The organism is Limnobacter olei (genome assembly GCF_029087225.1).
Classification (GTDB): domain Bacteria; phylum Pseudomonadota; class Gammaproteobacteria; order Burkholderiales; family Burkholderiaceae_B; genus Limnobacter; species Limnobacter olei.
Map to the genome: position 1 here is coordinate 26,982 of NZ_JARFJD010000020.1, position 22,280 is coordinate 49,261.

General features: G+C 53.3%; 17 protein-coding genes. 8 read left to right on the forward strand and 9 right to left on the reverse strand.

The genetic code is table 11. The features are described from left to right. Positions 1-3: 3 nt before the first annotated feature. From PY990_RS12600 to PY990_RS12615, 4 genes are all read right to left on the reverse strand, one after another. Entirely contained in the window at positions 4-2,853 is a 2,850-nt protein-coding gene (locus PY990_RS12600) for a nitrate reductase (RefSeq protein WP_275271890.1), read from the reverse strand. 32 nt (positions 2,854-2,885) lie between these two features. After that, on the reverse strand, positions 2,886-3,257 hold the full coding sequence (gene nirD / locus PY990_RS12605; protein ID WP_343075078.1) for a nitrite reductase small subunit NirD: 372 nt from the start codon (positions 3,255-3,257) through the stop codon (positions 2,886-2,888). After that, positions 3,257-5,713, reverse strand: a complete 2,457-nt coding sequence (gene nirB, locus PY990_RS12610; RefSeq protein WP_275271891.1) for a nitrite reductase large subunit NirB — start codon at positions 5,711-5,713, stop codon at positions 3,257-3,259. Before nirB ends, nirD begins: the two co-directional genes overlap by 1 nt. 296 nt (positions 5,714-6,009) lie before the next feature. Continuing rightward, positions 6,010-7,902 carry an alpha/beta hydrolase gene (locus PY990_RS12615; RefSeq protein WP_275271892.1) on the reverse strand — a complete coding sequence of 631 codons (1,893 nt, stop codon included), beginning with the start codon at positions 7,900-7,902 and terminating at the stop codon, positions 6,010-6,012. 92 nt (positions 7,903-7,994) lie between these two features. Here PY990_RS12615 and tsaD point away from each other — a divergent pair, with 92 nt between their 5' ends. The 6 genes from tsaD to PY990_RS12645 all read left to right on the forward strand — a co-directional run bounded on the left by tsaD (position 7,995) and on the right by PY990_RS12645 (position 13,974). After that, positions 7,995-9,098 carry a tRNA (adenosine(37)-N6)-threonylcarbamoyltransferase complex transferase subunit TsaD gene (gene tsaD, locus PY990_RS12620; RefSeq protein WP_275271945.1) on the forward strand — a complete coding sequence of 368 codons (1,104 nt, stop codon included), beginning with the start codon at positions 7,995-7,997 and terminating at the stop codon, positions 9,096-9,098. Between the two features lie 62 nt (positions 9,099-9,160). Further along, positions 9,161-9,523, forward strand: a complete 363-nt coding sequence (locus tag PY990_RS12625; RefSeq protein ID WP_275271893.1) for an RING finger protein — start codon at positions 9,161-9,163, stop codon at positions 9,521-9,523. A gap of 75 nt (positions 9,524-9,598) precedes the next feature. Further along, positions 9,599-11,089: an FAD-linked oxidase C-terminal domain-containing protein gene (locus PY990_RS12630; RefSeq protein ID WP_275271894.1), complete on the forward strand. Its 1,491-nt coding sequence runs from the start codon at positions 9,599-9,601 to the stop codon at positions 11,087-11,089. 12 nt (positions 11,090-11,101) lie between these two features. Beyond that, positions 11,102-12,184 carry a glycolate oxidase subunit GlcE gene (glcE, locus tag PY990_RS12635; protein ID WP_275271895.1) on the forward strand — a complete coding sequence of 361 codons (1,083 nt, stop codon included), beginning with the start codon at positions 11,102-11,104 and terminating at the stop codon, positions 12,182-12,184. 9 nt (positions 12,185-12,193) lie between these two features. Beyond that, positions 12,194-13,444: a glycolate oxidase subunit GlcF gene (glcF, locus tag PY990_RS12640; protein WP_275271896.1), complete on the forward strand. Its 1,251-nt coding sequence runs from the start codon at positions 12,194-12,196 to the stop codon at positions 13,442-13,444. A 77-nt stretch (positions 13,445-13,521) separates the two neighbouring features. Beyond that, positions 13,522-13,974 carry a hypothetical protein gene (locus PY990_RS12645; RefSeq protein ID WP_275271897.1) on the forward strand — a complete coding sequence of 151 codons (453 nt, stop codon included), beginning with the start codon at positions 13,522-13,524 and terminating at the stop codon, positions 13,972-13,974. Between the two features lie 18 nt (positions 13,975-13,992). Here the strand turns inward: PY990_RS12645 and PY990_RS12650 are convergent, their stop codons facing one another. The 4 genes from PY990_RS12650 to pdxH all read right to left on the reverse strand — a co-directional run bounded on the left by PY990_RS12650 (position 13,993) and on the right by pdxH (position 16,918). Next, a complete protein-coding gene (locus PY990_RS12650; RefSeq protein WP_275271898.1) occupies positions 13,993-14,586 on the reverse strand; it encodes a M48 family metalloprotease in 594 nt (197 codons plus the stop codon). A gap of 67 nt (positions 14,587-14,653) precedes the next feature. Beyond that, positions 14,654-15,640, reverse strand: a complete 987-nt coding sequence (locus PY990_RS12655) for a CmpA/NrtA family ABC transporter substrate-binding protein (protein WP_275271899.1) — start codon at positions 15,638-15,640, stop codon at positions 14,654-14,656. Continuing rightward, positions 15,640-16,263: an ANTAR domain-containing response regulator gene (locus PY990_RS12660; RefSeq protein ID WP_275271900.1), complete on the reverse strand. Its 624-nt coding sequence runs from the start codon at positions 16,261-16,263 to the stop codon at positions 15,640-15,642. Before PY990_RS12660 ends, PY990_RS12655 begins: the two co-directional genes overlap by 1 nt. Positions 16,264-16,282: 19 nt before the next feature. Next, on the reverse strand, positions 16,283-16,918 hold the full coding sequence (gene pdxH / locus PY990_RS12665) for a pyridoxamine 5'-phosphate oxidase (RefSeq protein ID WP_275271901.1): 636 nt from the start codon (positions 16,916-16,918) through the stop codon (positions 16,283-16,285). A gap of 67 nt (positions 16,919-16,985) precedes the next feature. Between pdxH and xerD the strand changes: the two genes are divergently transcribed. Both xerD and plsY read left to right on the forward strand, forming a co-directional pair. Continuing rightward, complete coding sequence (gene xerD / locus PY990_RS12670) at positions 16,986-17,885, forward strand: site-specific tyrosine recombinase XerD (RefSeq protein ID WP_275271902.1); 900 nt, start codon at positions 16,986-16,988, stop codon at positions 17,883-17,885. Positions 17,886-17,920: 35 nt separating this feature from the next. Beyond that, positions 17,921-18,529, forward strand: coding sequence for a glycerol-3-phosphate 1-O-acyltransferase PlsY (plsY, locus tag PY990_RS12675; protein WP_105027207.1), 609 nt, complete (start codon positions 17,921-17,923; stop codon positions 18,527-18,529). 30 nt (positions 18,530-18,559) lie between these two features. Here the strand turns inward: plsY and PY990_RS12680 are convergent, their stop codons facing one another. After that, positions 18,560-22,258 carry a hypothetical protein gene (locus tag PY990_RS12680; RefSeq protein ID WP_275271903.1) on the reverse strand — a complete coding sequence of 1,233 codons (3,699 nt, stop codon included), beginning with the start codon at positions 22,256-22,258 and terminating at the stop codon, positions 18,560-18,562. Positions 22,259-22,280 lie beyond the last annotated feature (22 nt).

A 22,280-nucleotide genomic window follows, 5' to 3' on the forward strand; every position in this document is an offset into this window, starting at 1 on the left:
TACTTAAGACGCCATTGTAGCAAGGCTGGCCTGTGCGCGAATCAGTTTGCGAATTTCAGGCACGCACGAACCACATTGAGTGCCGCATTTCAGGCTGCCTTGCAAACCACTGAGCAGTTGGTTTTCGTCGGCACACAGGTTTGAACCGGGACTTTTTGCACAGGCAATTGCAATGCCCGCCTGTATGGCCTGTTCAGACACACCCACGCAGTTGCACACCATACGCACTGCCTCGGTTTGTACACCGGGAGGCTGGCTTTCGGGTGCGAGCAGAAAGCTGCGCAAAGGCATGACATCAAGCTGCTGGTCGAAATAATTACGCAACCAGCCTTCGGATTCAATATTGCCAGCAAGGAACACCTTATTCAGCGTAGCGGTTTGGCCTTGTGGCGAGGTTTGAACTTTCACACCAATGCGGCGGCGTGCGTCGGTTTTCGGGTCGGAATACACCATGACATCGCCGCCCTCGCATTCAAACAAAGATTGCAGGCGATCAATCACTTCCTTGGCAGGTGCCTGTGCACTGGCTGCGCGAAACAACACGCCGGTTTGTTCCCGGCCCACAGGCACACACACTGCTGCATCAAACTCCGGATACAAGGCGCGGGCCTTCTGCCACAGGCTAAGCCAGTGTTCGCTGTACACAAACACCACCACTTGCCAGGGCAAATGCACGCGCTGAATGTTCACTGCAGAATGTTTGAGTTCAGGTTGCTTGGAATACGGGTCGAAGGCTTCAATGGTGAGCGCATTCACGCCACCCACACCCGATTTGCCACCGAAAAATTCTGGCCCCCAATGCATGGGCAACACAGCCTGGTTGCGCGCAACTGATTCATCTTCCTTGGCACGCAAGGTAATCGTGGCGCGGCGCGACTTCACGGAAACCCAGCTGTTTGGCTTCAAGTTCAAGCGCTTGAAATCGGCTGGGTGCAGCGCGATGACCGGCTCCGCTTCATGTGAAAAAAACTCAGCCAGTGTGCCCGTGCGGCTTGCACCATGCCACTGGTCGCGCAAGCGCCCCGTGTTCAAGCGCCATGGAAAGCGTGCATCGGCCTCTTCGGCCACAGGTTCATAATTTGCAAACACAAATTTGGCCTTGCCTGTTGCTGTGGGGTAGACCCCATCTTCGTACAGGCGGGCTTTGCCTTCAGCAACGCCTTCAGGCATGGGCCACTGCTGCGGGCCTTTTGTCTCCAACACCGCATAACTTAAACCGGTAATATCCAGATCACGGCCCCGCGTGGTTTCGCGATGCTCGTTGAAAATTTCTTCGGTGTTGCTGTAGGGCATGAAAGCCTGTGGGCCGCTATTGATGCGCGGGCTTTCAACGCCCAGCTTTTCCAACTCCACTTCGAGTCGCTTTGCAAATTCCACCACAATTTGCCAATCGTTTTTTGAATCCGCATAGGCAGGCATTGCGGGCCGCACGCGGCTGATACGCCTTTCGCTGTTGGTGACCGTGCCTTCTTTTTCACCCCATGTGGTTGCGGGCAACAGCACGTCGGCATACTGCACGGTAGCAGGTGTCAGGTAAGCATCTTGCACCACCACCAACTCTGCATTTTGCAAGGCACGCGCCACTTTCTGGGAATTGGGCAATGAATGCGCAGGGTTCGTGCAGGCCACCCACACGGCTTTTATTTTGCCTTGTTCCAGTTGATCAAACATTTCAACTGCACTGGCACCCGGTGTGGCACTGATTTTCTTGACACCCCAGAACTTCGCCACCTCTGCAACATGGGCAGGGTTGTTCAATTCGCGGTGCGCGGGCAGCAAGGTGGACAAGCCACCCACTTCACGACCGCCCATGGCATTGGGCTGGCCAGTCAGCGAAAACGGGCCTGAACCTTCTTTGCCGATTTGCCCTGTGGCCAGGTGCAATGCGATCAGCGATGTGTTTTTGTCAGTTCCGGTGGTGGCCTGGTTCAACCCTTGGCAATACAGGGAGAGTGTCCTGTTGCTTTGGGCGAACCAGGTGGCGGCAGTCACAATGTCGCCTTCCGGAACTCCGCACACACTGGCTGCCAGCTTGGGCGTGTAATCGACCAAGCCTTTGGCCACTGCGTCGAAGCCTTCTGTGTGTTTGTTGATGTAGGCCATGTCAAGCCAACCGTTTTGCATCATCACGTGCAACATGGCGTTGAACAACATCACATCGGTGCCGGGCTGAATTTTCAAATGCAAATCAGCCATTAGCGCGGTGTCGGTTGCGCGGGGGTCCACCACAATCAGTTTGTGACCGGGCTTGGCAGCGCGCGCAGCTTCAAGCCTGCGGTAAGCCACTGGGTGCGCATACGCCATATTGGAACCGGCGATAAACACGCAATCGGCCAGGGCCAAATCATCGTAATTGCAGGGTGGCGCATCAGCACCCAGCGTGCGTTTGTAACCACTTACTGCGCTGCTCATGCACAAGCGCGAATTGGTGTCGATGTTGTTGGTGCCAATCAAACCCTTGGCGAGTTTGTTGAACACGTAATAGTCTTCGGTCAGCAATTGGCCACTGATGTAAAAGCCGACGCTGTCTGGCCCATACGTAGCAATCAACCTAGCAAATTCACGCGCGGTGAAATCAAGTGCGGTGTTCCAGTCGGTGGGCGCCACTTGTTGGTCGCGCTGAATGCGCAACAGCGGCTGGCTTGCACGCACTTGCCCGTATACATTCACCGTGGCGGTTTCTGCCAGCTTGCTGCCTTTGCTGCACAGCTTGCCCAGGTTGGCCGGGTGTGTTTCGTCGCCCTTCACATCAATAATTTTTCCGCCTTGCGTGCGCACCACCACACCACACCCCACGCCACAATACGGGCAGGTTGTTTTGGTGTTTTGAATGGCTTGCAGCAATTCGCTCATTGGAATGGTTTTCCGAAACTCAAGTGCGTTAATTAAATGCCGTGGTTTTTCACTTCGCTGGCTTTCAAGTGCACGCGGCCATCGACCACCTGCACTGTAAACTTGGCAGTGCAACCTTCGTCGGGTTCACGTGCGCAACCATCGGCCAAACCAATTTGCCAGTTGTGCAAGGGACAGGTGACCGTGGTGCCGTGCACGATGCCCTGGCTCAAGGGGCCTTTTTTGTGCGGGCATTCATCCAGCAAAGCAAACACCTGTTCTTCACTGTTGCGAAAAACCGCGATGTCTTGCCCTGTGGGGCGGCGCACAATGCGTGATCCCAATACGGGGATGTCTTCCACCGCGCAAATATCAATCCATTCCATTTGAATTTCCTTCTTTTCCTTCAACAATGATGCCGACATTAGACCACCTCCGCCAGCTTGATTGGAATGAACTGGCGCAAATCAACCTGCGCTTCCTTGGGCTTGTGCCATGGGTCTTCTTCAATAGCCAGTGCTGCTTGCAGTTCGGCCCACAAGGCGTTGCGATTGGCGACATCATCGACCACGCGGGCCTTGGCGTGCTCAAGACCCACGCGCTCAAGATAATGCACCGTGCGCTCCAGGTACCAGCCTTCTTTGCGGTACAGCTGCAGGAATGCGCCACTCACTGCCATCACTTCATCGGAAGTTTTAACGCGACACAGGAATTGAGCCACTTCGGTTTTAATGCCACCGTTACCACCCACATAAATTTCCCAACCGGAATCCACACCGATCACGCCGACATCTTTAATACCGCTTTCAGCACAATTGCGGGGGCACCCTGACACAGCCAGTTTTACTTTGTGAGGTGCATACATTTTGAACAAACCGCGTTCAAGGTCCTTGCCCATTTGCGTGCTGTCTTGCGTGCCAAAGCGGCACCATTCGCTGCCCACACAGGTTTTCACCGTGCGCAAACCTTTGGCATAAGCATGCCCACTAGGCATGTCCAGGTCTTTCCAAACATCTTGCAAATCTTCTTTCTTCACGCCCAACAAATCGATGCGCTGGCCACCGGTTACCTTCACAGTGGGAATGTTGTACTTGTCGACCACATCAGCAATGCGGCGCAGCTCAGCAGCGGTTGTTTCACCACCCCACATGCGTGGCACTACGGAATAGGTTTTGTCTTTCTGAATGTTGGCGTGTGCGCGTTCATTGATGAAGCGGCTTTGTGGATCGTCCACTGCCTCACCGGGCCAGGAGCTGATGAGATAGTAATTCACAGCTGGGCGGCAGCTTGCACAGCCGTTGGGCGTGCGCCAGTTCATAGCCGCGAACACTTCTTCCTTGGTGGTTAAGTGGTGCTTGAAAATTGCATCGCGAACCACTTGGTGGCCATGGTCTGTACAGCCACACATGGGTTTTGTTTTCGGAGTAGCGGAATAGTCGGCGCCTGCGGTGCTCATCAAAATCTGTTCACACAAACCTGTGCATGAACCGCAACTTGCGCTGGCCTTGGTGTGCTTGCGCACTTCTTCAATCGTGAACAAACCTTTGGTTTTAATCGCCTGAACAATGGTGCCCTTGCACACACCGTTGCAACCGCACACTTCATCGGTATCGGCCATTTTGCTGGCCTGGCTTTGGCCTTCATGCCCTGCGTCGCCAATGTTGTTCTGGCCGAACATCAGCTTGTCACGAATTTCCTTGATGGCTTTGCCTTCGCGCATTAGCTTGAAGTACCAGGAACCATCCACGGTGTCACCGTACAGGCAGGCGCCAACCAGCTTGTCTTCCTTGATCACCAGCTTTTTATAAACGCCACCAATGGGGTCGGAAAGCAGCAATTCCTCGCAGCCCTCGCCGCCCATGAAGTTGCCAGCGGAGAACAAATCAACTCCGGTTACTTTTAGTTTGGTGGAGGTCACCGAGCCTTCATAGCGCCCAATGCCGAACTGCGCCAGGTGGTTGGCACACACCTTGGCCTGTTCAAACAGAGGGGCGACCAATCCATAGGCCACACCGCGATGGCTTGCACATTCGCCCACAGAATAAATTTTGGGGTCGGTGATGGTTTGCAGGGTGTCGCTAACCACCACACCGCGGTTGCACAGCAGGCCGCTGCTGGCAGCCAGCTTGTCGTTCGGACGAATACCCACCGCCATCACGACCAAATCCGCGTCGTGAATTTCACCATCGACAAATTCAATTTTTGCAACACGGCCATCGGGCCCGGCATGCAACGCCTTGGTGTTTTTCGCGAGTAAAAACTTCAGCCCTTTGGCTTCCAGGCTTTTCTGCAACAGGCCGGCTGCGGTGGGGTCAAGCTGACGTTCCATTAACCAAGTGGGCAAATGTACCACGCTCACATCCATGCCCTGAATAGCCAAACCGTTTGCGGCTTCAAGGCCCAATAGCCCACCGCCAATCACGATTGCTTTTTTGTAATGCTTGGCGGCTTCCAGCATTGCTTCGGTGTCTGCAATGTCGCGGTAACCGATCACGCCGGGCAAGGTTGAACCTGGCACTGGCAAAATGAAGGAATTGGAACCGGTGGCCAACAGCAAGCGGTCGTATGGCGCGGCAGTGCCGTCTGCACATTTCACCACGCGTTTCACTCGATCGATCTCGGTGACCTCTCGGCCCACGTGCAGGGTGATGTTGTTGCTGGTGTACCAGTCCCAATCATTGAGCACGATTTCTTCGAACTTCTGCTCTCCAGCCAGCACCGGCGAAAGCATGATCCGGTTGTAATTGGGATGCGGCTCTGCGCCAAACACGGTGATTTCATACAATTCGGGGGCAAGCTTGATCAGCTCTTCAACCACCCGGATACCGGCCATGCCGTTACCAATTACCACCAGCTTCTGTTTTTTGACGGACATCAGCATACTCTTTATCCCAATTTACCCAAAAAAAAACGGCCCCCGGCTGCACGAAGCAGCACGGACGCCGTTGTCCAACTCCCGTGGCCACTTTCGTAACCGTGGGAGACCTGTCAATCCACCTGCAGATCGCCGCCGTTGACGACCTACGCCCCTATCAATGCAAGGGGCGTGCCAGCCGATTCAGTGTAGTTTTGCACCACAAAGAGGCTGATTCTGGTGAAATGGGGAAGTATTGAACGGGAGGGCTGGCACCCAACTAGTGCAGCGCACCATTCTGTGTAGAACAGTGCGCTGGTTTGTTACAGCGTACAAAAACCGGTTGGGTCTTGAACTTTATTGGGTAAGGCCACGCTGGCACTGACTGTAACAGGCACGGGCAAGCGGTTGAAACTACTGACAAAAACTGGGTTGTAACCCTGAATGGTCAAGGTGAGCGAATCGCCTTCCGACAATTGAACCGAGATACCCGGCAACTCGATTGCCTTCTCGCCATAGCCTTTCAACGGCGTAATTTGATCATGCAACACGGTTTGGGTACCATTGGCGCGCTTCAAACCCAACCCCACGTACACAATGGGCGCCTCCGGCGACGCTGGGCCAACTGGCTCTATTTTCACAGTGGCTTTAGGCGTACCCACGAAACAACCGGGCAAGTTCGCATTGTTCAATTCAACATACACAGGTTGAGCCAACTGCGCCGCCTGTGTTGACGTTAAACCAGAAAACAGACCTGCCACGCCCGCCGCCACTTGCGTGGGTGCAGTAAACGCCGAGGCTGCACGTACACCCTCCAGTGTTGGGCGGTTGGATGAATTGGACTTCACTTCAACCGCGGTGGGGTCATTTCTGCTGTCTTCAAGAACTGAAGCAATTTCGGGCAAGGGCACTGGGTCGAACCCCAGATAATCCGCAGACCTGGCTTGCCTGCCGCCCACCAAATGCTGGGCCAGGAACTGGAACATCATATTTTTCAGTGGAATGACGCAACGGCCTGTTTCAGCATCCCAATTGGCACTTGGGCAGCTATTCCGTACAGTTTTAAGCCAGATCAGACTTTCATTGAAGGCGTATTTGGCGCCTGTACCTTCCAGCGCCACGTTGGGGTCTTGCTGCACGCCCAAAGCATTGAGCAGGTGCCCATATTTGACGAACAACAATTTCGCATTGGCATTCACCTTGCGGTAACACTCAAAGTTTTGAATTGCTTCATTCAGGTTAAACAACACATCGGTGGCGCCTTGAATAAAAAAGGCAGGCACATCCGTTTTCAAGGTCATGCCTCTGGGCAAGTTTGCAGACAAGTCACAGTACGAAATTGAGCCTTGCGAGCCCAATCGCTTTGCGATTTCCTCAGACACCACACCGGTGGTGTTGGCCTGCGCCAAACCTTCAAACAGGAAAGGATCGTAGCGTCCACGGTTACTTTCCAAACCACCAGCCACCAAACCGTTCAGGTAAGTCGTTTTGGGTACACCGCCGGGGTTTAGGCTGTAGCGCAAGTCGTACCAGGTGCCGTTGGGCACCATGGCATCAATTCTGGGATCAAGCCCGCTGCCAATCAGTTGAAAAGCACCGCCATAACTGCGACCAATGGTGCCCACCACCGGGTTCAACGTCCCAGCCTTGTTGCGGTAACCCAGGTTGGGCAAATTGGCCTCGGCCCAATCCAGAATGGTTTTGAAGTCTTTGCCCTCAAAATCAGGATCAAGAATAGTGACATTGCCACCGGTGTCGCCATGACCACGCTGATCATAGGAAATCACGTACCAGCCTGCGCGCCCGGCAATCGGTTCCTTTTCGTTGTAGGCCACCTGCATGGTATCCACACCAATTTCGGAGGTTTGTTGGGCCTCATCGAAATCAAGCGTTGCAGCGCGGTTGCCGCCAAAGCCGTGGGAGTGCAACAACAGGGGCGTAGCCTCGCCCGCATCCAACTCAGGAAAATAGACAGTCAACGCCAAATCTGTGCCGTCAAATGCTGGGATAACTACCTGCTCAACACGTGCGGCATGGCCTGTGGCAGTTTGCTGGTTTTTAACCCGCAACGGCATTTCAGTTTCAGAAGGGCTGACGCCACTACTGCCGTTTGAGCCTGTATTGCCAACCCTTGCCTGGTCAGTTTCCGACAGGCAACCCGCAAGCCCAACTACCAACAGCAGGGGTCCCAACAGTCTGGTGACGCCGATCAACATGAAATGTCTCCGATTTGTAATGTTTCGACTATTACTTGCACTTGAACCCTTTCAGATTCAATTGCTTATCGAAGCCACGCTAAAATAAGGTGTTGACTCCATTTTGGCCGCCTGAAGTGACTTCTGCTGCAAATTCTCAAAAAATTGTGCTTGGTTTTGAAAGCTCCTGTGACGAAACTGGCGTAGCACTGTGCACCACCGATGGCCGCATTCTTGGGCAAGCGCTGTATTCTCAAATTGCAATGCACAAGGACTACGGCGGCGTGGTGCCCGAACTGGCTTCACGCGACCACATTCGCCGCCTGATCCCGCTGATGAATGAAACCTTTGAACAAGCCGGCATTGCCTTACAGGATGTTGATGCGATTGCCGTGACCACAGGCCCCGGTTTGCCAGGCGCGCTGATGGCGGGTTGCGCCTTTGCCTACAGCCTGGCGATGGGTTTGAACTTGCCTGTTATTCCTGTGCACCACCTGGAAGGGCACTTGCTATCACCTTTGCTTTCTTCGAACCCACCTGCTTTTCCTTTCACCGCGCTGTTAGTTAGTGGCGGGCACACGCAGCTGATGGGTGTGGAAGGCCTGGGACGTTACACCCTGCTGGGTGAAACGCTGGACGATGCAGCTGGCGAAGCGTTTGACAAAACCGCAAAAATGATCGGCCTGCCTTACCCAGGTGGCCCGGCGTTATCAAGACTGGCAGAAAGCGGAAATGCGGAACGCTTCAAACTGCCCCGGCCCATGCTGCACAGTGGCGATTTCATGTTCAGTTTTTCAGGCCTTAAAACCGCAGTACTGACCACCGCCATGAAACTGGCCGGGGTCAGTCAACCTAATGAAACCATGGCGATCAGCGACACAGACAAAACTGACCTCGCGGCCAGTTTTCAAGCGGCCATTGTGGAAACCCTGGTGAAGAAAGCCTTGGCAGCTTGCCTGCAGCAAGATCACAAGCGTTTGGTTGTGGCTGGTGGCGTGGGTGCGAATAAATTGCTAAGAGAACAATTGGTGAAAGCGGCGCGCAAACGTGGTGTGGAAGTCTACTTTCCCGAGTTGAGCCTGTGCACCGACAATGGCGCCATGATTGCGTTTGCAGGTGCCATGCAACTGGCCAAGAACCCAGCACTGCTGGATGCGCGGGATTACGGCATGCGCACTCGCCCCAGGTGCGAACTGGCCACCCCGATGGAAATATAAATTGAACCCATCGACAGCAAATGCCACTGACTGTGTTTACCGCTTCGCCTCTTGCAGCACCCATGATAAATGCAGCTGAATGCCCCATTTGCTACGAAATACCGTCCCCACAGAACAATCCAGAAATTGAACTTTGCAACAACCAGCACACAGCGTGCACAAATTGCGCACGCAAATTGGCCAATCAGGCGATTGCACAGGGCATAGACCCGCGATGCATGATGTGCCGGGCACCTGTTACCGTGAGCAATATTCTCGTTAATCCAATAGACACCGCGCTCCACCGCTTGCGCGAGGAACCATCCAACCCCAACTATTGGGCACAACTTGGTTTGACCTTGGGCACCGATGAACATGTAATTTTCCAGGGTAAATCGTATTCCAAACAAAGGTGTTTTAACAAAGCCGCAAAGCTGAGTGCCTAGAAACTCGGGCAAGCACCAATTACCATAGGGGTTCTGAAAAAGGTATTCTTTAAAGCTGTCAAAGAGGTACCCCCTATGAATGCGCCCACCGAAGACTTTGTACTGAATGCCGCCCAGCGCGCAGAGGTAATCGCCGGACTGAACCAGATTCTGCCTGCACACGCTGTTTTGCACGAAGTTGAAGACACCAAACCCTATGAATGCGATGGCCTGAGCCTGTTTCGCCAGCTGCCCATGGTGGTGGCCTTGCCGGAAACAGAAGATCAAGTCGTTCAAATCCTGAAACTGGCCAATCGTCTGAATGCTCCGGTGGTTGCTCGTGGTGCGGGCACTGGTTTGTCTGGCGGTGCACAGCCCCACAAGCACGGCATACTTCTGGGCATGGCCAAGTTCAACAAAATCCTGAAAGTGGATGTGCAATCGCGCAGCGCTGTGGTGCAGCCTGGTGTTCGCAACCTGGCTATTTCCGAGGCAGTGGCCCAACACCAGCTTTATTACGCACCCGACCCCTCCAGCCAAATTGCCTGCACCATTGGCGGCAATGTGGCCGAAAATAGTGGTGGCGTGCATTGCCTGAAGTACGGCCTTACCGTGCACAACGTGTTAAAGGTGCGCGCCATCACCATTGAGGGCGAAATCGTCGAATTCGGTTCTGAAGCACCCGATGCTCCCGGCCTTGAATTGATGAATTTGGTGATTGGCTCTGAAGGCATGCTGGCTGTGGTTACTGAAGTCACCGTAAAACTGGTGCCCAAACCCGCACTGGCACAGGTCATTATGGCCAGCTTCGACGATGTAGCCAACGCAGGCAATGCCGTGGCTGCCGTGATTGCTGCCGGCATTATTCCCGCTGGCCTTGAAATGATGGACAAGCGCGCCAGCCAAATGGTTGAGCCTTTCGTGAAAGCTGGTTACGACACTGAAGCCGAAGCCATTTTGCTGCTTGAAAGCGATGGCACCCCGGAAGAGGTGGCCGAAGAAATCGCGGAAATGACCCGCGTGCTGAACGGCTGCGGTGCCACCGCCATCAAGGTGTCGCAAAGCGAAGCTGAGCGCCTGAAGTTTTGGGCGGGGCGCAAGAATGCATTTCCTGCTGCTGGCCGCGTGTCACCCGATTATTATTGCATGGACGGTACCATTCCCCGCAGAAGCCTGGCCCGTGTACTCAACGCCATCACCGAGATGGAAAAGAAATACGACATGCGCTGCGCCAACGTGTTTCATGCAGGCGACGGCAATTTGCACCCCCTGATACTATTTGATGCCAACAAGCCCGAGGAAATTAAACGCGCCGAAGATTTCGGCGCCGAAATTCTGGAACTGTGCGTCGAAGTGGGCGGCACCGTAACGGGTGAGCACGGCGTGGGCATCGAGAAAATCAACCAGATGTGCGTGCAATTTTCACGTGCTGAACTGGATGCATTTTTCGCAGTGAAGAAAGCCTTCGACGAACCTGGTTTGCTCAACCCTGGCAAGGCCATTCCAACCCTGCACCGCTGTGCCGAATACGGCCGCATGCATGTGCATGGTGGCCAAGTGCCTTTTGCAGACCTGCCCCGCTTTTAAAAGAACGAGACCATGAGCGACTTTATCGACGACCTGTGTAAGCAGGTGGAACTGGCTGCACGCAACAACACGCAAATTCGCCCGGTGGGTGGCGGCACCAAAAACTTTTATGGTGGCCCCTTGCAAGGCATTGAGGTGGACATGCGCCAATGGGCTGGCATTGTGGAGTATGAGCCAACGGAGTTGGTAATCACGGTAAAACCAGGCACGCCGCTGGCTGAAGTGGAAGCGGCACTGGCTGCGCAAAAGCAGGAATTGGCATTTGAGCCACCTAGGTTGAGCGCCGGCGGTACCATTGGCGGCGCCATCGCCAGCGGCCTGGCTGGCCCGGCTCGTTTAAGCCGTGGTGGCGTGAAAGATTACGTACTGGGCTGCACCCTTTTGGATGGCAAGGGCCAACTGCTGCACTTTGGCGGCGTGGTGATGAAAAACGTGGCCGGTTACGATGTATCCCGGGTTATTCCCGGCAGCATGGGCACGCTGGGCATTGTCACTGAACTGTCAATCAAGGTCATGCCGGTTGCACCCGCTGAAGCCACCCTGCAGTTCGAGATGGACGTCAACAAAGCCATTTCGCAAAGCAATGAATGGTTGTCCAAACCCTTGCCCATTTCGGCCACGTTCTTTGAGAATGGCAAGCTGACTGTGCGCCTGCGTGGTGCCAGTGCCGCGGTGCAGGCAGCCATTAAAAACATGGGTGGGCAGGAAATCGAGGTGCAGCAGGCACAAGCCTTCTGGACAAGCGTACGCGACCAGCAACATGAGTTTTTCAGCCGCGAAGGCGATTTGTGGCGCTTGGCCGTGCCACCCACCACAGTAGATTTGGCCATGCATGGTCAAAGTGTGCATGAATGGGGCAGTGGTTTGCGCTGGTTCCGTGCAGATGACTCTTCTGCTGCAAATGCCGAACAAATTCGCGCAATAGCCAAACGCGTGGGCGGCCATGCCACTTTGTACCGAACTGCCAACGAAGCTGCGCGCGTTCACGCATTCCAGCAACCCGATGCGGTAATGCTGAAACTACAGCGTCGCCTGAAAGAACAATTCGACCCGGCTGGTGTGTTCAGCATCAACCGCCTGTCACCTATTTTGTAAGCAGAGCCCATGGACACCCAACTCGCCGACTGGATCAAAGACACCCCCGATGGCAAGGCTGCCGACGCCATTTTGCGCAAGTGTGTGCACTGCGGTTTTTGCACGGCCACCTGCCCAACATACCAAATACTGGGCGATGAACTGGACAGCCCACGCGGTCGTATTTATTTGATCAAGCAAGTGCTTGAAGGCAAGCAGGTGACCCGCAAAACCCAGCAGCACCTGGACCGTTGCCTCACCTGCCGCAACTGCGAAACCACCTGCCCATCGGGCGTGAAATATGGCCAGTTGATCGACATTGGTCGCAAGATTGTTGACGAGCGGGTAGAACGCCCGATGTCGGAGAAGCTGACCCGTGAAAGCCTGAAAATGTTGATGACCAATCGCCCCATGTTCACAGCCGGGATGGCGATGGGCAAGGCAGTGCGCGGCATACTGCCCGAAAGCATCAAGAAAAAAGTACCTGCCAAGCGCGCCACTTTGCCATTTGCAAGCACAGCCCACACCCGCAAAGTCATTTTGCTGAAAGGCTGTGTGCAGCCTGCAATGATGCCGTCGATTGACTCTGCAACATCGGTCATTCTCGATGCACTGGGCATTCAAAGCATGGTGATTCAGGAATCAGGTTGCTGTGGTGCAGTGAAGTTTCACCTGAACGACCATGCAGGCGGCCTTGCTCAAATGAAGACCAATATTGATGCATGGCATTCGCTGCTTGAAAGTGGCGAGGCTGAGGCCTTGGTGATGAATGCATCGGGCTGTGGTGTCACGGTTCGCGAGTACGCACATCACTTCGAGAACGACGCAGAATACGCGGCCAAAGCCAAACTGGTCAGCGAAAAAACCCTCGACATTGGCGAATTCATTACCCAACAAAACGAGGACGGGCTTGCCCGCTTGGGCACGAAAGTAAAAGCGGCCATTGAGCAGCAACGCATTCCCGGCACCATTGCATTTCACCCGCCTTGCACCTTGCAACATGGGCAGCAGATCAAAGGTGTGATCGAAAACGTGTTGACCACCTTGGGATTCAAGCTGACTCCCGTGGCAGATTCGCATTTGTGCTGTGGCTCGGCCGGCACCTATTCAGTATTGCAACCCGAACTGTCAAAAGAATTGAAGAAACGCAAACTGGCCAATTTGATGGCGGGCAAACCCCAAGCCATTGCATCGGCCAACATTGGTTGCTTGGGTCATTTGGAAAGCGATGCCACCGTGGACGTGCGGCATTGGGTGGAGTGGGTGGCACAAGCGATTTAAACTAGCTGTCGAGCCAGGGAACTGAAAGGGCTGAACAATCACTAAGGGGTCCTTTCAATTTCACAACATGGATCACCATGACAATCAACAACTCCAACAGCACGGTTGTGCCACGCCAAATCAGTTCAATGACAAGGAACCTTAGCCAAATCGGTTTGGAGGAACAGGCAAGACCCACGAAAAAAGCAGCCTTGACCATCGCGAGTGAAACACTAAGAAATGAGCAAGCGCTACAAATCATTTGCCATTGCAACGCAATTAATCAAGAAATTCCATTAATCAGGGTAAACACCCGAAGGGCTTTGTCCACCTATCTCATCGACAATCAGGTTAACAATCCCGGGCTTTTAACACAAAGACAAGAAGACTTGTGCGCTTGGACCTTGCTCGAGCATGCCGCACGAGAAGATCGGAATTACGGGAAAATTACATCTGGATTGATCAGCAGCTACGTGAGACCCACAGAAAAGCCCAGATTCGAATCACTTGCCAAATCAATGAGCCTGAATCCCGCGAAGTATCTGGTGTGATCTGCTCATACGGGCAAACTAATTTCGACATATCACCTGCCTACGGCTGTAGTAGCCAGGGTGCGAGGGCACCACTGGCATCATCATGTCTGCACCGTCAATGCTTCGAAGCACATCCTCGGTGCAGGCGGTAATACCCAAACTGGCCAGCCATTTGGTGGCAGCCTCGTCAGCATCCAGTTCAAACTGACGGTTCATGGCATGCAGTTTTTCCATGGTGGCCGGGTTGCGTTCAATCGCATCAAAAGCCATGTCAGGTGTAGGCTGGCCAGCCAGTTCCATGGCTTTAAAGCCTAATTTTTTCTGATGCTCCAGGTGCACATGGGCATACTCATGGGCGATCACAAACAACACGCCATCCGGCGTTAAGCGGTTCAGAAAATCGGGATCCATAGTAAGCAGCGCGCCCTCGATGCGGTCAGACACGTAGGCCCTGCTCCAGGTTTTGGTCAGCTCCACTTGAAGCCTCATATTGGGCACGGCCTTGCCCAACTGAACTATTGCATGGTCAACGTCCGTGCGGGTTGCCGCCTGTGCGCTCGAGTAAAACAACAGAAAGCCCAGACAGGTGATCCGTACAAACCGCAAAACTTTGACCCATGCACGCCACATACTCCACTCCAACTTCGAGCAACATTACTTACTAAGTGTAATCACGACACCGGCGCCATGCAATTGGCTAGAAACCAAATGGCTTCAGACCGCTTGCAAACTGTTTGGCGTCCAGGGGTCGAAAACTGGTCAAGGCATGGGTTTCAACCACCAGCGATTCAAACATGGGGCGCTGATCTTCGGTCAACTCAGCGCCGTCAAACTGAATGAACGGATCGGTCCCACCCTTGATCGTTGCCAACAAAGCCATTTCAAGTACGGAGCCTGGCAAATTCACATGATCCGAAGTAGACAACCAAGCGGCAGCCTTGCTGCGATTCTCTATGCCGCCCTCCAGCCAAATACAGGCGCGACGCAAAGCATTCGTCAAACCAGTCATCGCCTCAGGATTTTCTTGAGCCCATGCACAGGTACAACCCAAGACTTTTTCGGGGGCCTTGGGCCACAAACCATTAGATGTCGCCACAATAGTGCCCAAACCCTCATTCACTGCCAAGGAATTGTAGGGTTCTCCCACACAAAATGCGTCAATCAAACCCGCTTGCAATGAACCCACCATGCGGATCGGCGGTACCACTTCAAAGCGCACATCCTGATCCGGATCAACATCGTTCAAGCGCAACCAACGGCGCAGCTGCAGGGTGTGCATCGAAAACGGGAACACCGTGCCGAATACCATCACACGCTCACCCCGGGATTTTGCCGCACGCAAGGCTGAGCCAAGGGTTTCACCCTCGACCAGCCCGGATATCAACGCCGCCAAGGCCTTGCTGACCGTAATCGCATTGCCACTCCGATTCAACACCAATGGTGCCAATACTTCTTTTTTGGGAGAACCACCCAAGCCCAACTGAAGAGCGATAGCCATGGGCGAAAGCATGTGTGCCGCATCAATTTCACCGTAGGCGAGCTTGTCGCGTAGCGTAGCCCAAGACGCCTGCTTGACAAGTTCTACAGTCAAATTCTCCGCCTCGAAGAAACCCGTTTTCTGGGCCACCACAAACGGCGCAGAATCGGTCAAGGCGATCACGCCGATGCGAATTTCCTGTTGCATTACAAGCCACCTCCGCCCAACATTTCAAACACCTCAATCACGTTGCGGGCAGTGTCAACCAAACGCTGATTACGCTCCATGGCAAGCTTGCGCATGGCGTGGTAGGCCTCGTCTTCATTAAAATTGCGGTGCTTCATCAACAGGCCTTTGGCTTTGTCAATCAGCTTGCGGTCTGCAAGTTGATCCCGGGTTTTCTGCAACTCGTTTTTTAGCGCCTGAAACTCACGAAAACGCGCCACCGCCACCTGCACAATGGGCCGAACCCGATCCGGGTTCATGCCGTCGGCCACGTAGGCACTCACGCCAGCCTTGATGGCGCTGGCAATCGTCTCTTCGTTGTCTTCATCCGAAAACATGATGACCGGCTTGGGATTGCTACGCGACAACACGGCCATGTTTTCCAGGCAATCGCGATCGGGCGAGTCGATGTCCACAATCACGATGTCGGGTTGGGACACCGCCACATGCTCAACCAAACGATCAGCAGAACTGAGACGGGACACCAACACATAACCTGCATCAAGCAAGGCGCGTTCCAGTATGGCAGCGCGGCCTGGTTCTTCGTCGACCAAGAGTACTTTCAGTGGAGGTGTGGCGGCTTTGCCGGTTTTGTTATTGACCATGAACAGGTTTACTCATTCCTCAAGGAGCAAGGCGGGACATTGCCCATGAATCACCTTGCAAGGTGTAGGCCAGGCGATCGTGAAGTCGCGATGGACGGCCCTGCCAAAATTCAAAAAAATCGGGCACCAAACGGTAACCGCCCCAAAATGGTGGCCGTGTTTGCGGGTCACCCCGCTGTTCTTCCTGAGCCTGACGCACCCTGGCTTCAAGCACAGCACGGGAATCGATTACCTGGCTTTGCGGCGAAGCCCAGGCGCCCAACCTGCTACCTGCCGGTCGAGACAGGTAATAGGCATCAGACTCTTCAGGACTGCACTTCTCTACCCGCCCCTCGATTCGCACCTGTCGCTCCAGTTCTGTCCAGTGGAACAGAATGGCTGCATGCGGGTTCTGCGCCAACTCCTGGCCCTTGCGGCTTTCATAATTGGTGAAAAACGTAATGCCGCGCGCATCCAGCCCTTTGATCAACACAATCCGTGCTGAGGGTCGCCCCTTCGCATTGACTGTCGCAAGCGTCATGGCATTGGGTTCGGGCAAATCCGCATTCAAAGCCTGGTCAAACCAAAGCTTGAAGAAGTCGAGTGGATTGGCCAGGGCGTCGGCTTCGTCCAGTGTGGCTTGGGTATAGTCTTTTCGAAGATCAGCGATCGACATAAAACAAAACTCCTGGGTGCTGCTAAAGGTATCATGACCTTTATTTTCACATGCTGCCAGCACCACAATGAAGAGCAATGCCGATCTCATCGACGAATTCTGCACCACTTTGTGGCTTGAAGAAGGATTGGCCAAAGCCACGCTACAGGCTTACCGCAGCGACTTGCAACAATTGGGAAACTGGCTGGATGAACAGTTTGCTGAAAACCTGATGCAAACCAGCAGTGAACACATCCGCAACCATGTACACGACCTGCTGGAATTAAAGCCCAGCAGCCTGAACAGAAAACTAAGCAGCTACAAACGTTTTTATTTGTGGCTGAACACCACCAAGCAACGCGAAGACAATCCCTGCACCCAACTGCAAAGTGCCAAACGCGGCTTGCGCATTCCCAAAACCCTGAACGAGAGACAAGTACTGGACCTGCTGGCCGCACCCGACCTGAGCAACGCCGCAGGGCAGCGCGACAAGGCCATGCTTGAATTCATGTACGCCAGCGGCCTGCGGGTCAGTGAACTGGTGAACATGCCCTTGCGCGCTATCGACCTGAATGTTGGGGCAGTGAAGGTGCTGGGCAAAGGCAAGAAAGAACGCTTGGTGCCCATGGGCGAACCTGCAAGGCTGGCGATTCAGCTGTATTTGCAGCAGGCCCGTGGTGAGTTGTTGAAGGGGAAAACCAGCGACTTTTTATTCGTAACCCACTTTGGGACACCGATGACACGGCAAGGCTTCTGGAAAAACATAAAGCGCCTGGCCTTGATTGCTGGAATCAATACCACGGTGAGCCCCCATGTATTAAGGCACGCATTTGCCACGCATTTGATCAACCACGGCGCCGACCTGCGTGTGGTGCAGTTGTTGCTGGGCCACGCCGACATTGGCACCACCCAGATTTACACCCATGTGGCCAAAGAACACCTGCACACCTTGCTCAATCAAAGCCACCCACGATCAAAAAGTCGCTAAAATCGACGCCAAAGCCCAACCACAAGGAGACACTTTTGCTTAATTTTGCCGCTGGCCTGCTGATCGCCTATTTGATTGGTTCCATTTCATTCGCAGTGGTTGTTTCCAAATTCGTGGGTTTGGCCGACCCACGCACTTACGGCTCAAAAAATCCTGGTGCCACCAATGTACTGCGAAGCGGCAACAAAAAAGCAGCCGTGCTAACTTTGTTGGGTGATGCCTTGAAAGGCACGCTCGCAGTGGCGCTGGCCTTCCATTTTCAAGACCAATTGGGTTACAGCCGCACCGACATTGCCTGGATTGGACTGGCTGCATTCATCGGCCATTTGTATCCTGTTTTTTTCAAATTCGAAGGCGGCAAAGGCGTTGCCACCGCCCTGGGCGTACTGCTTGGTTTGAACTGGGTACTGGGCCTGGCCACCGCCATTACCTGGATTGTAATTGCCTACTTCTTCCGCTATTCCTCGTTGGCAGCCTTGATCGCCGCGCTGTTTGCTGTGTTTTACAACGTACTGCTTTTTGGTATCAACGGGCAGGCTGCCGCAATCACGATTATGTCCGCATTGCTCATCTATCGACACAAGCAGAACATTGCCAATTTGATTGCAGGTAAAGAAAGCAAAATTGGGCAGAAGAAAAGTTAAGCACCAATATTGCTTTCTCGCTCTGTTTACTTAAGCGGCTGCTGGTTTCTGATAAAACTGCCAGTGGCCGGTATTGCCGGTTCCGTCGTATCGAAGTGTTGGCCAAGTGTCAGGGTGGCCTTGTTGATCAACTGAAAAATTCTCGGGCAAATAAATATCAGGAGCATCGCCGTTTCCGTTTCTTATTACCACCGGTAGGCTCAAGGCGTTCAAAAATGCCGCACCGAAATCACCTTCTGCCTGTACCTCACGCTTCGCCTCAAGTGCCTGCAAAGTGGCTCGCGCATCACTCGACCAAGCCTTTGCCTGTTTTTTGGCAATTCCGATCATCAAGTTAACTTGCTTATCCTCAAGTGCAGGATTGTTCATCATGCCGCTCAAGGGAGTTTTCTTGGTTTGATCATAAATTTCCTGAATCTCGCTTGTAGTCAAATCGCTGCCAATTTGTGATACGCGTGTCGTAAAGTCCTCTTTGGACAAGGCCTGAGCTGCCACCCCCCATGCAGATCGCAACCAGCAACGATTCTTATCTGGCGCCACGTTCTGCAAGACTCGCGTATTAAGCTCAGCCAATTCAGTAGTCAAAACATGCCCTCGAGTAATGTCGAGCAGCAATGGTGTTAACTCTTTCATTTTTGAGATGATATCTGACGGGATGTCTTTAACCTCCGAGGCAATGTGCGCAGAAATGGCTGCCATTGCACTGCGGTTCTCATGGTATTTCTTGACCTCAACTTCGCTGGGTGGACTCGCACCCTCGGGGTAATTTGTGAGAAACACCCGTTCATAATCTTTTTGCAGATTGTGCAGTTGCTTGGTTCTTGGTTGACCTGCAAGGTTCAACACCTTGCCCCACATGGCCACAACCCACTGATTATTGGATAATTTGTTGATGGATTCTGCAGACAAGGATGCCGCAACCCCCCCGCTACGCGCCGGAACAGCTGTAGGAGCAGACTTGGGCAAAGGTGATTCAGAACCCGACAAGGGATTGCCTACAAACTGACTCAGCTTGGTGTGGACGAAACCAGGAATTTCATTGGTTTGAGATGCGGACAAACCGATGACCTTGGGTGCTGTTTTGCCCTTTGAAACAGGCGCCCAGGCTTTGTGTAAAAAATCACCGGTGCGCTTCAATTCAATAATCATTCGGGGACTCAATGGGTCTTTCAATTCAACATTCAAGGAACGGCCATCCAGGTAAGAGATCAATGCTTTTGCGTTCGCGCTCGAACCCGGCTCTTTCTCCGCCAAATCCATCAAATCCCGCTTCATCTGGGCTACCTGCACCACATTCACAGGGCTTCGAATGGCCTGACACATGCGCTCTTTCTGGTTGATTTGACCGACGTAGGCCCGGAATGCAGACCAACCTTCACGCACCAGTCTTCCACCCGCCAAGTTAATGAAATTACCTGTTGAAGCCTTCGCTTGCCGGAAGAAACCTTTACGCGCTTTGCTGGCAAGATCAGCCGAAATTTGACGCGCTGAAGCCATGGAATTTGCGGCCCCGCCCGCCCCGGCTCGCTCGGTGAGCCACTGCCCCGCCTGTTGATGAAAGTCATTCAAAGTACGTTTGAAGGCGATCATTGAGCGGGGGTCAAGCGGCTTCTCCTTGGAAGATGCCACCACTTCTGCCTCAAACTCTTTTAGAACACCAACGAAGCGACTCACCTCGTCGCCATGAATCGTCAACAGGTCATTGGGAAGAGCGGCAATAATCAAAGACGACGCCTCTACGGCATGCTGTGGTGTAATCACTGCATGCTCAAGACTAACGGGTTTGCCGTTGCGAAATAGCTCCCGCTGCAACACTTCGGACACATGGCCGAGCAAAGTAAGGCGCACACCGATGTGTTCTTCCGGATTGCGTGCAAATTTGCCAGTGGGCGTGATAAACCATTTTTTCAGCCCACTCAACCCTGACTCCACTTTATAAGCCAGCGAAGGCGCATCCAATGAAAGTGTCTTGGCATTGAACCCGGCAGCGACCAAGTTAATGGCCGCCAAATGATGCACATGCTTTCGACCCTCAGGACGACTCATGAAGTTGAGCACATCATTGACACTTTTTTCTTCGTTGGCCCTCAGTGCGCCGCCAAGAGCAGCCAAGAACGAACGCTTGTCACCCCGAGATTGTGTAGGTCTAGGATTGCCTTCGTTTTGAAAAAGATTCAGATCAGAGCCAAACTCAGCCAAACGGTGACTCAGGGTCAGCGCTCGAGGCGCAACATGATTACCTGAACCAGAGTTACCCAGAAGAAGGGCCTGGTTCAAACTGCAACCGTTTTCAATGGAGGGGGATTCCTTGCCATTGGCCAACATGGCCAGATTAAACGGCAAATCTTTAACATCCGACCGATTGACTGCAACGCGTGCACCCAATTCTTCGATTGCGCGCAAACCGACACCGGCCAACTCCACATCGTGCTCAATATCCTCAAACTGTTTCCTCAACTTCTTGAGGCTACCAAGCACATCATCCACGTGGTCAATCTGGGTCAGAAGCTGAGACACATCGTTAGCCCGACCCTCTTTTTTTGCAACACCCAAATCACTTTTAAGTTTGTCCAAGCTCTGATTGTATTGAGTATCCAGTTCGCCTAACTTTTTAGCGAAGGCCTCCAATTTAGCCACCTGACTATTCACTTTAGGCTGCAATTCGGGCAGTGTGACATTGATCAACTGCGAGGAGCTTTCTTGGATGTGTTTGTAACCCGCTTGTGCAGATTGCGCAGCTTCACGCAGTTGTGACCCGTTCCTGGCCTTGGTCAACCAAATTTTGGCATACTTTTCCTCGAGTGTTTTTGGCGGAGAAAATGCATCAATCGCGGAACGCGTAACCCGCTGTTCAACAAGCAACTCGCCTTTTTTTCGATTGCTAACCTCGACAAGACGAAGTTCACCAACCAGACCCTGTTTTCTCGCTTCAACAACCTTTTTCAACAATTCTGTTGATGTTCTAAGGTTTTCAAATACGGTGGTCACCGCTTTGATATCAGACAATCCATCAATCGCTGCGAGCTCTGCATTGAGTTCTGCCTGAACTGCTTTTTCTTGTTTTTCAGTTTCAAGCTGCTTTTTAAGCTTGACCACTTTGCCCGAGAGTCCGTCCTGGCTGGCGACCTGCTGCACCACCTCGGAAATGGACTGACTTTTCGAGCCCAAATAGTTACGGGGATTCAACCAACTCCAAACACCGCCGGATTTAACTTCGGGTTGTGGCGATGACGGCAAAGAAGATGTCGAAATGTGGCGGGTTGGGGTAGCCGTCCCTCCTGGTGTTGCAGGCGCTGGGGATGGCGAAAGTGTTGAGGAACCTGCTGGTGTTGCTGCTGGTGTTGCTGCTGGTGTTGCTGCTGGTGTTGCTGCTGCGGGAGTTGCAGCCACTGCTGGGCCTGCTTTTTTCATGAGTCCAATGATGAAATTTTTCACATCATCGGACTTGTGACCACCACCCAGTTTTTCAACACGAACCGCCAACTCATCAACAATCGAATTCAACTCATTACTTACTTCTTCAGTGCCAGCAATCTGATGGCACTCAGTAAGTAACTCGATGACATTGGGCCGCGCCTGTGGTGAGCGTGTGAAATCCGCGTTGGTTTGAGTTGCAAGCAGCTGTGAAGAAGGCCGAGGCTGAACCACCGATTTATTGGATGCAGCCGCCGGAATGGGCGGAACAACTGTGCCGTTTGCATTGGATGAAATAGGAGAATGTTGAGTCACGAATTAGCTCCGAGTCTGAATC

Bases quoted from the DNA above. Each gene is read 5' to 3' on its own strand.
- pdxH (WP_275271901.1), bottom strand. From the start codon at position 16,918: ATGTCGATCGCTGATCTTCGAAAAGACTATACCCAAGCCACACTGGAC.
- nirD (WP_343075078.1), bottom strand. From the start codon at position 3,257: ATGTCGGCATCATTGTTGAAGGAAAAGAAGGAAATTCAAATGGAATGG.
- nirB (WP_275271891.1), bottom strand. From the start codon at position 5,713: ATGCTGATGTCCGTCAAAAAACAGAAGCTGGTGGTAATTGGTAACGGC.
- PY990_RS12630 (WP_275271894.1), top strand. From the start codon at position 9,599: ATGAATGCGCCCACCGAAGACTTTGTACTGAATGCCGCCCAGCGCGCA.
- PY990_RS12625 (WP_275271893.1), top strand. From the start codon at position 9,161: ATGATAAATGCAGCTGAATGCCCCATTTGCTACGAAATACCGTCCCCA.
- PY990_RS12660 (WP_275271900.1), bottom strand. From the start codon at position 16,263: ATGGTCAATAACAAAACCGGCAAAGCCGCCACACCTCCACTGAAAGTA.
- PY990_RS12655 (WP_275271899.1), bottom strand. From the start codon at position 15,640: ATGCAACAGGAAATTCGCATCGGCGTGATCGCCTTGACCGATTCTGCG.
- PY990_RS12645 (WP_275271897.1), top strand. From the start codon at position 13,522: ATGACAATCAACAACTCCAACAGCACGGTTGTGCCACGCCAAATCAGT.
- PY990_RS12650 (WP_275271898.1), bottom strand. From the start codon at position 14,586: ATGTGGCGTGCATGGGTCAAAGTTTTGCGGTTTGTACGGATCACCTGT.
- glcE (WP_275271895.1), top strand. From the start codon at position 11,102: ATGAGCGACTTTATCGACGACCTGTGTAAGCAGGTGGAACTGGCTGCA.
- xerD (WP_275271902.1), top strand. From the start codon at position 16,986: ATGAAGAGCAATGCCGATCTCATCGACGAATTCTGCACCACTTTGTGG.
- PY990_RS12615 (WP_275271892.1), bottom strand. From the start codon at position 7,902: ATGTTGATCGGCGTCACCAGACTGTTGGGACCCCTGCTGTTGGTAGTT.
- glcF (WP_275271896.1), top strand. From the start codon at position 12,194: ATGGACACCCAACTCGCCGACTGGATCAAAGACACCCCCGATGGCAAG.
- PY990_RS12600 (WP_275271890.1), bottom strand. From the start codon at position 2,853: ATGAGCGAATTGCTGCAAGCCATTCAAAACACCAAAACAACCTGCCCG.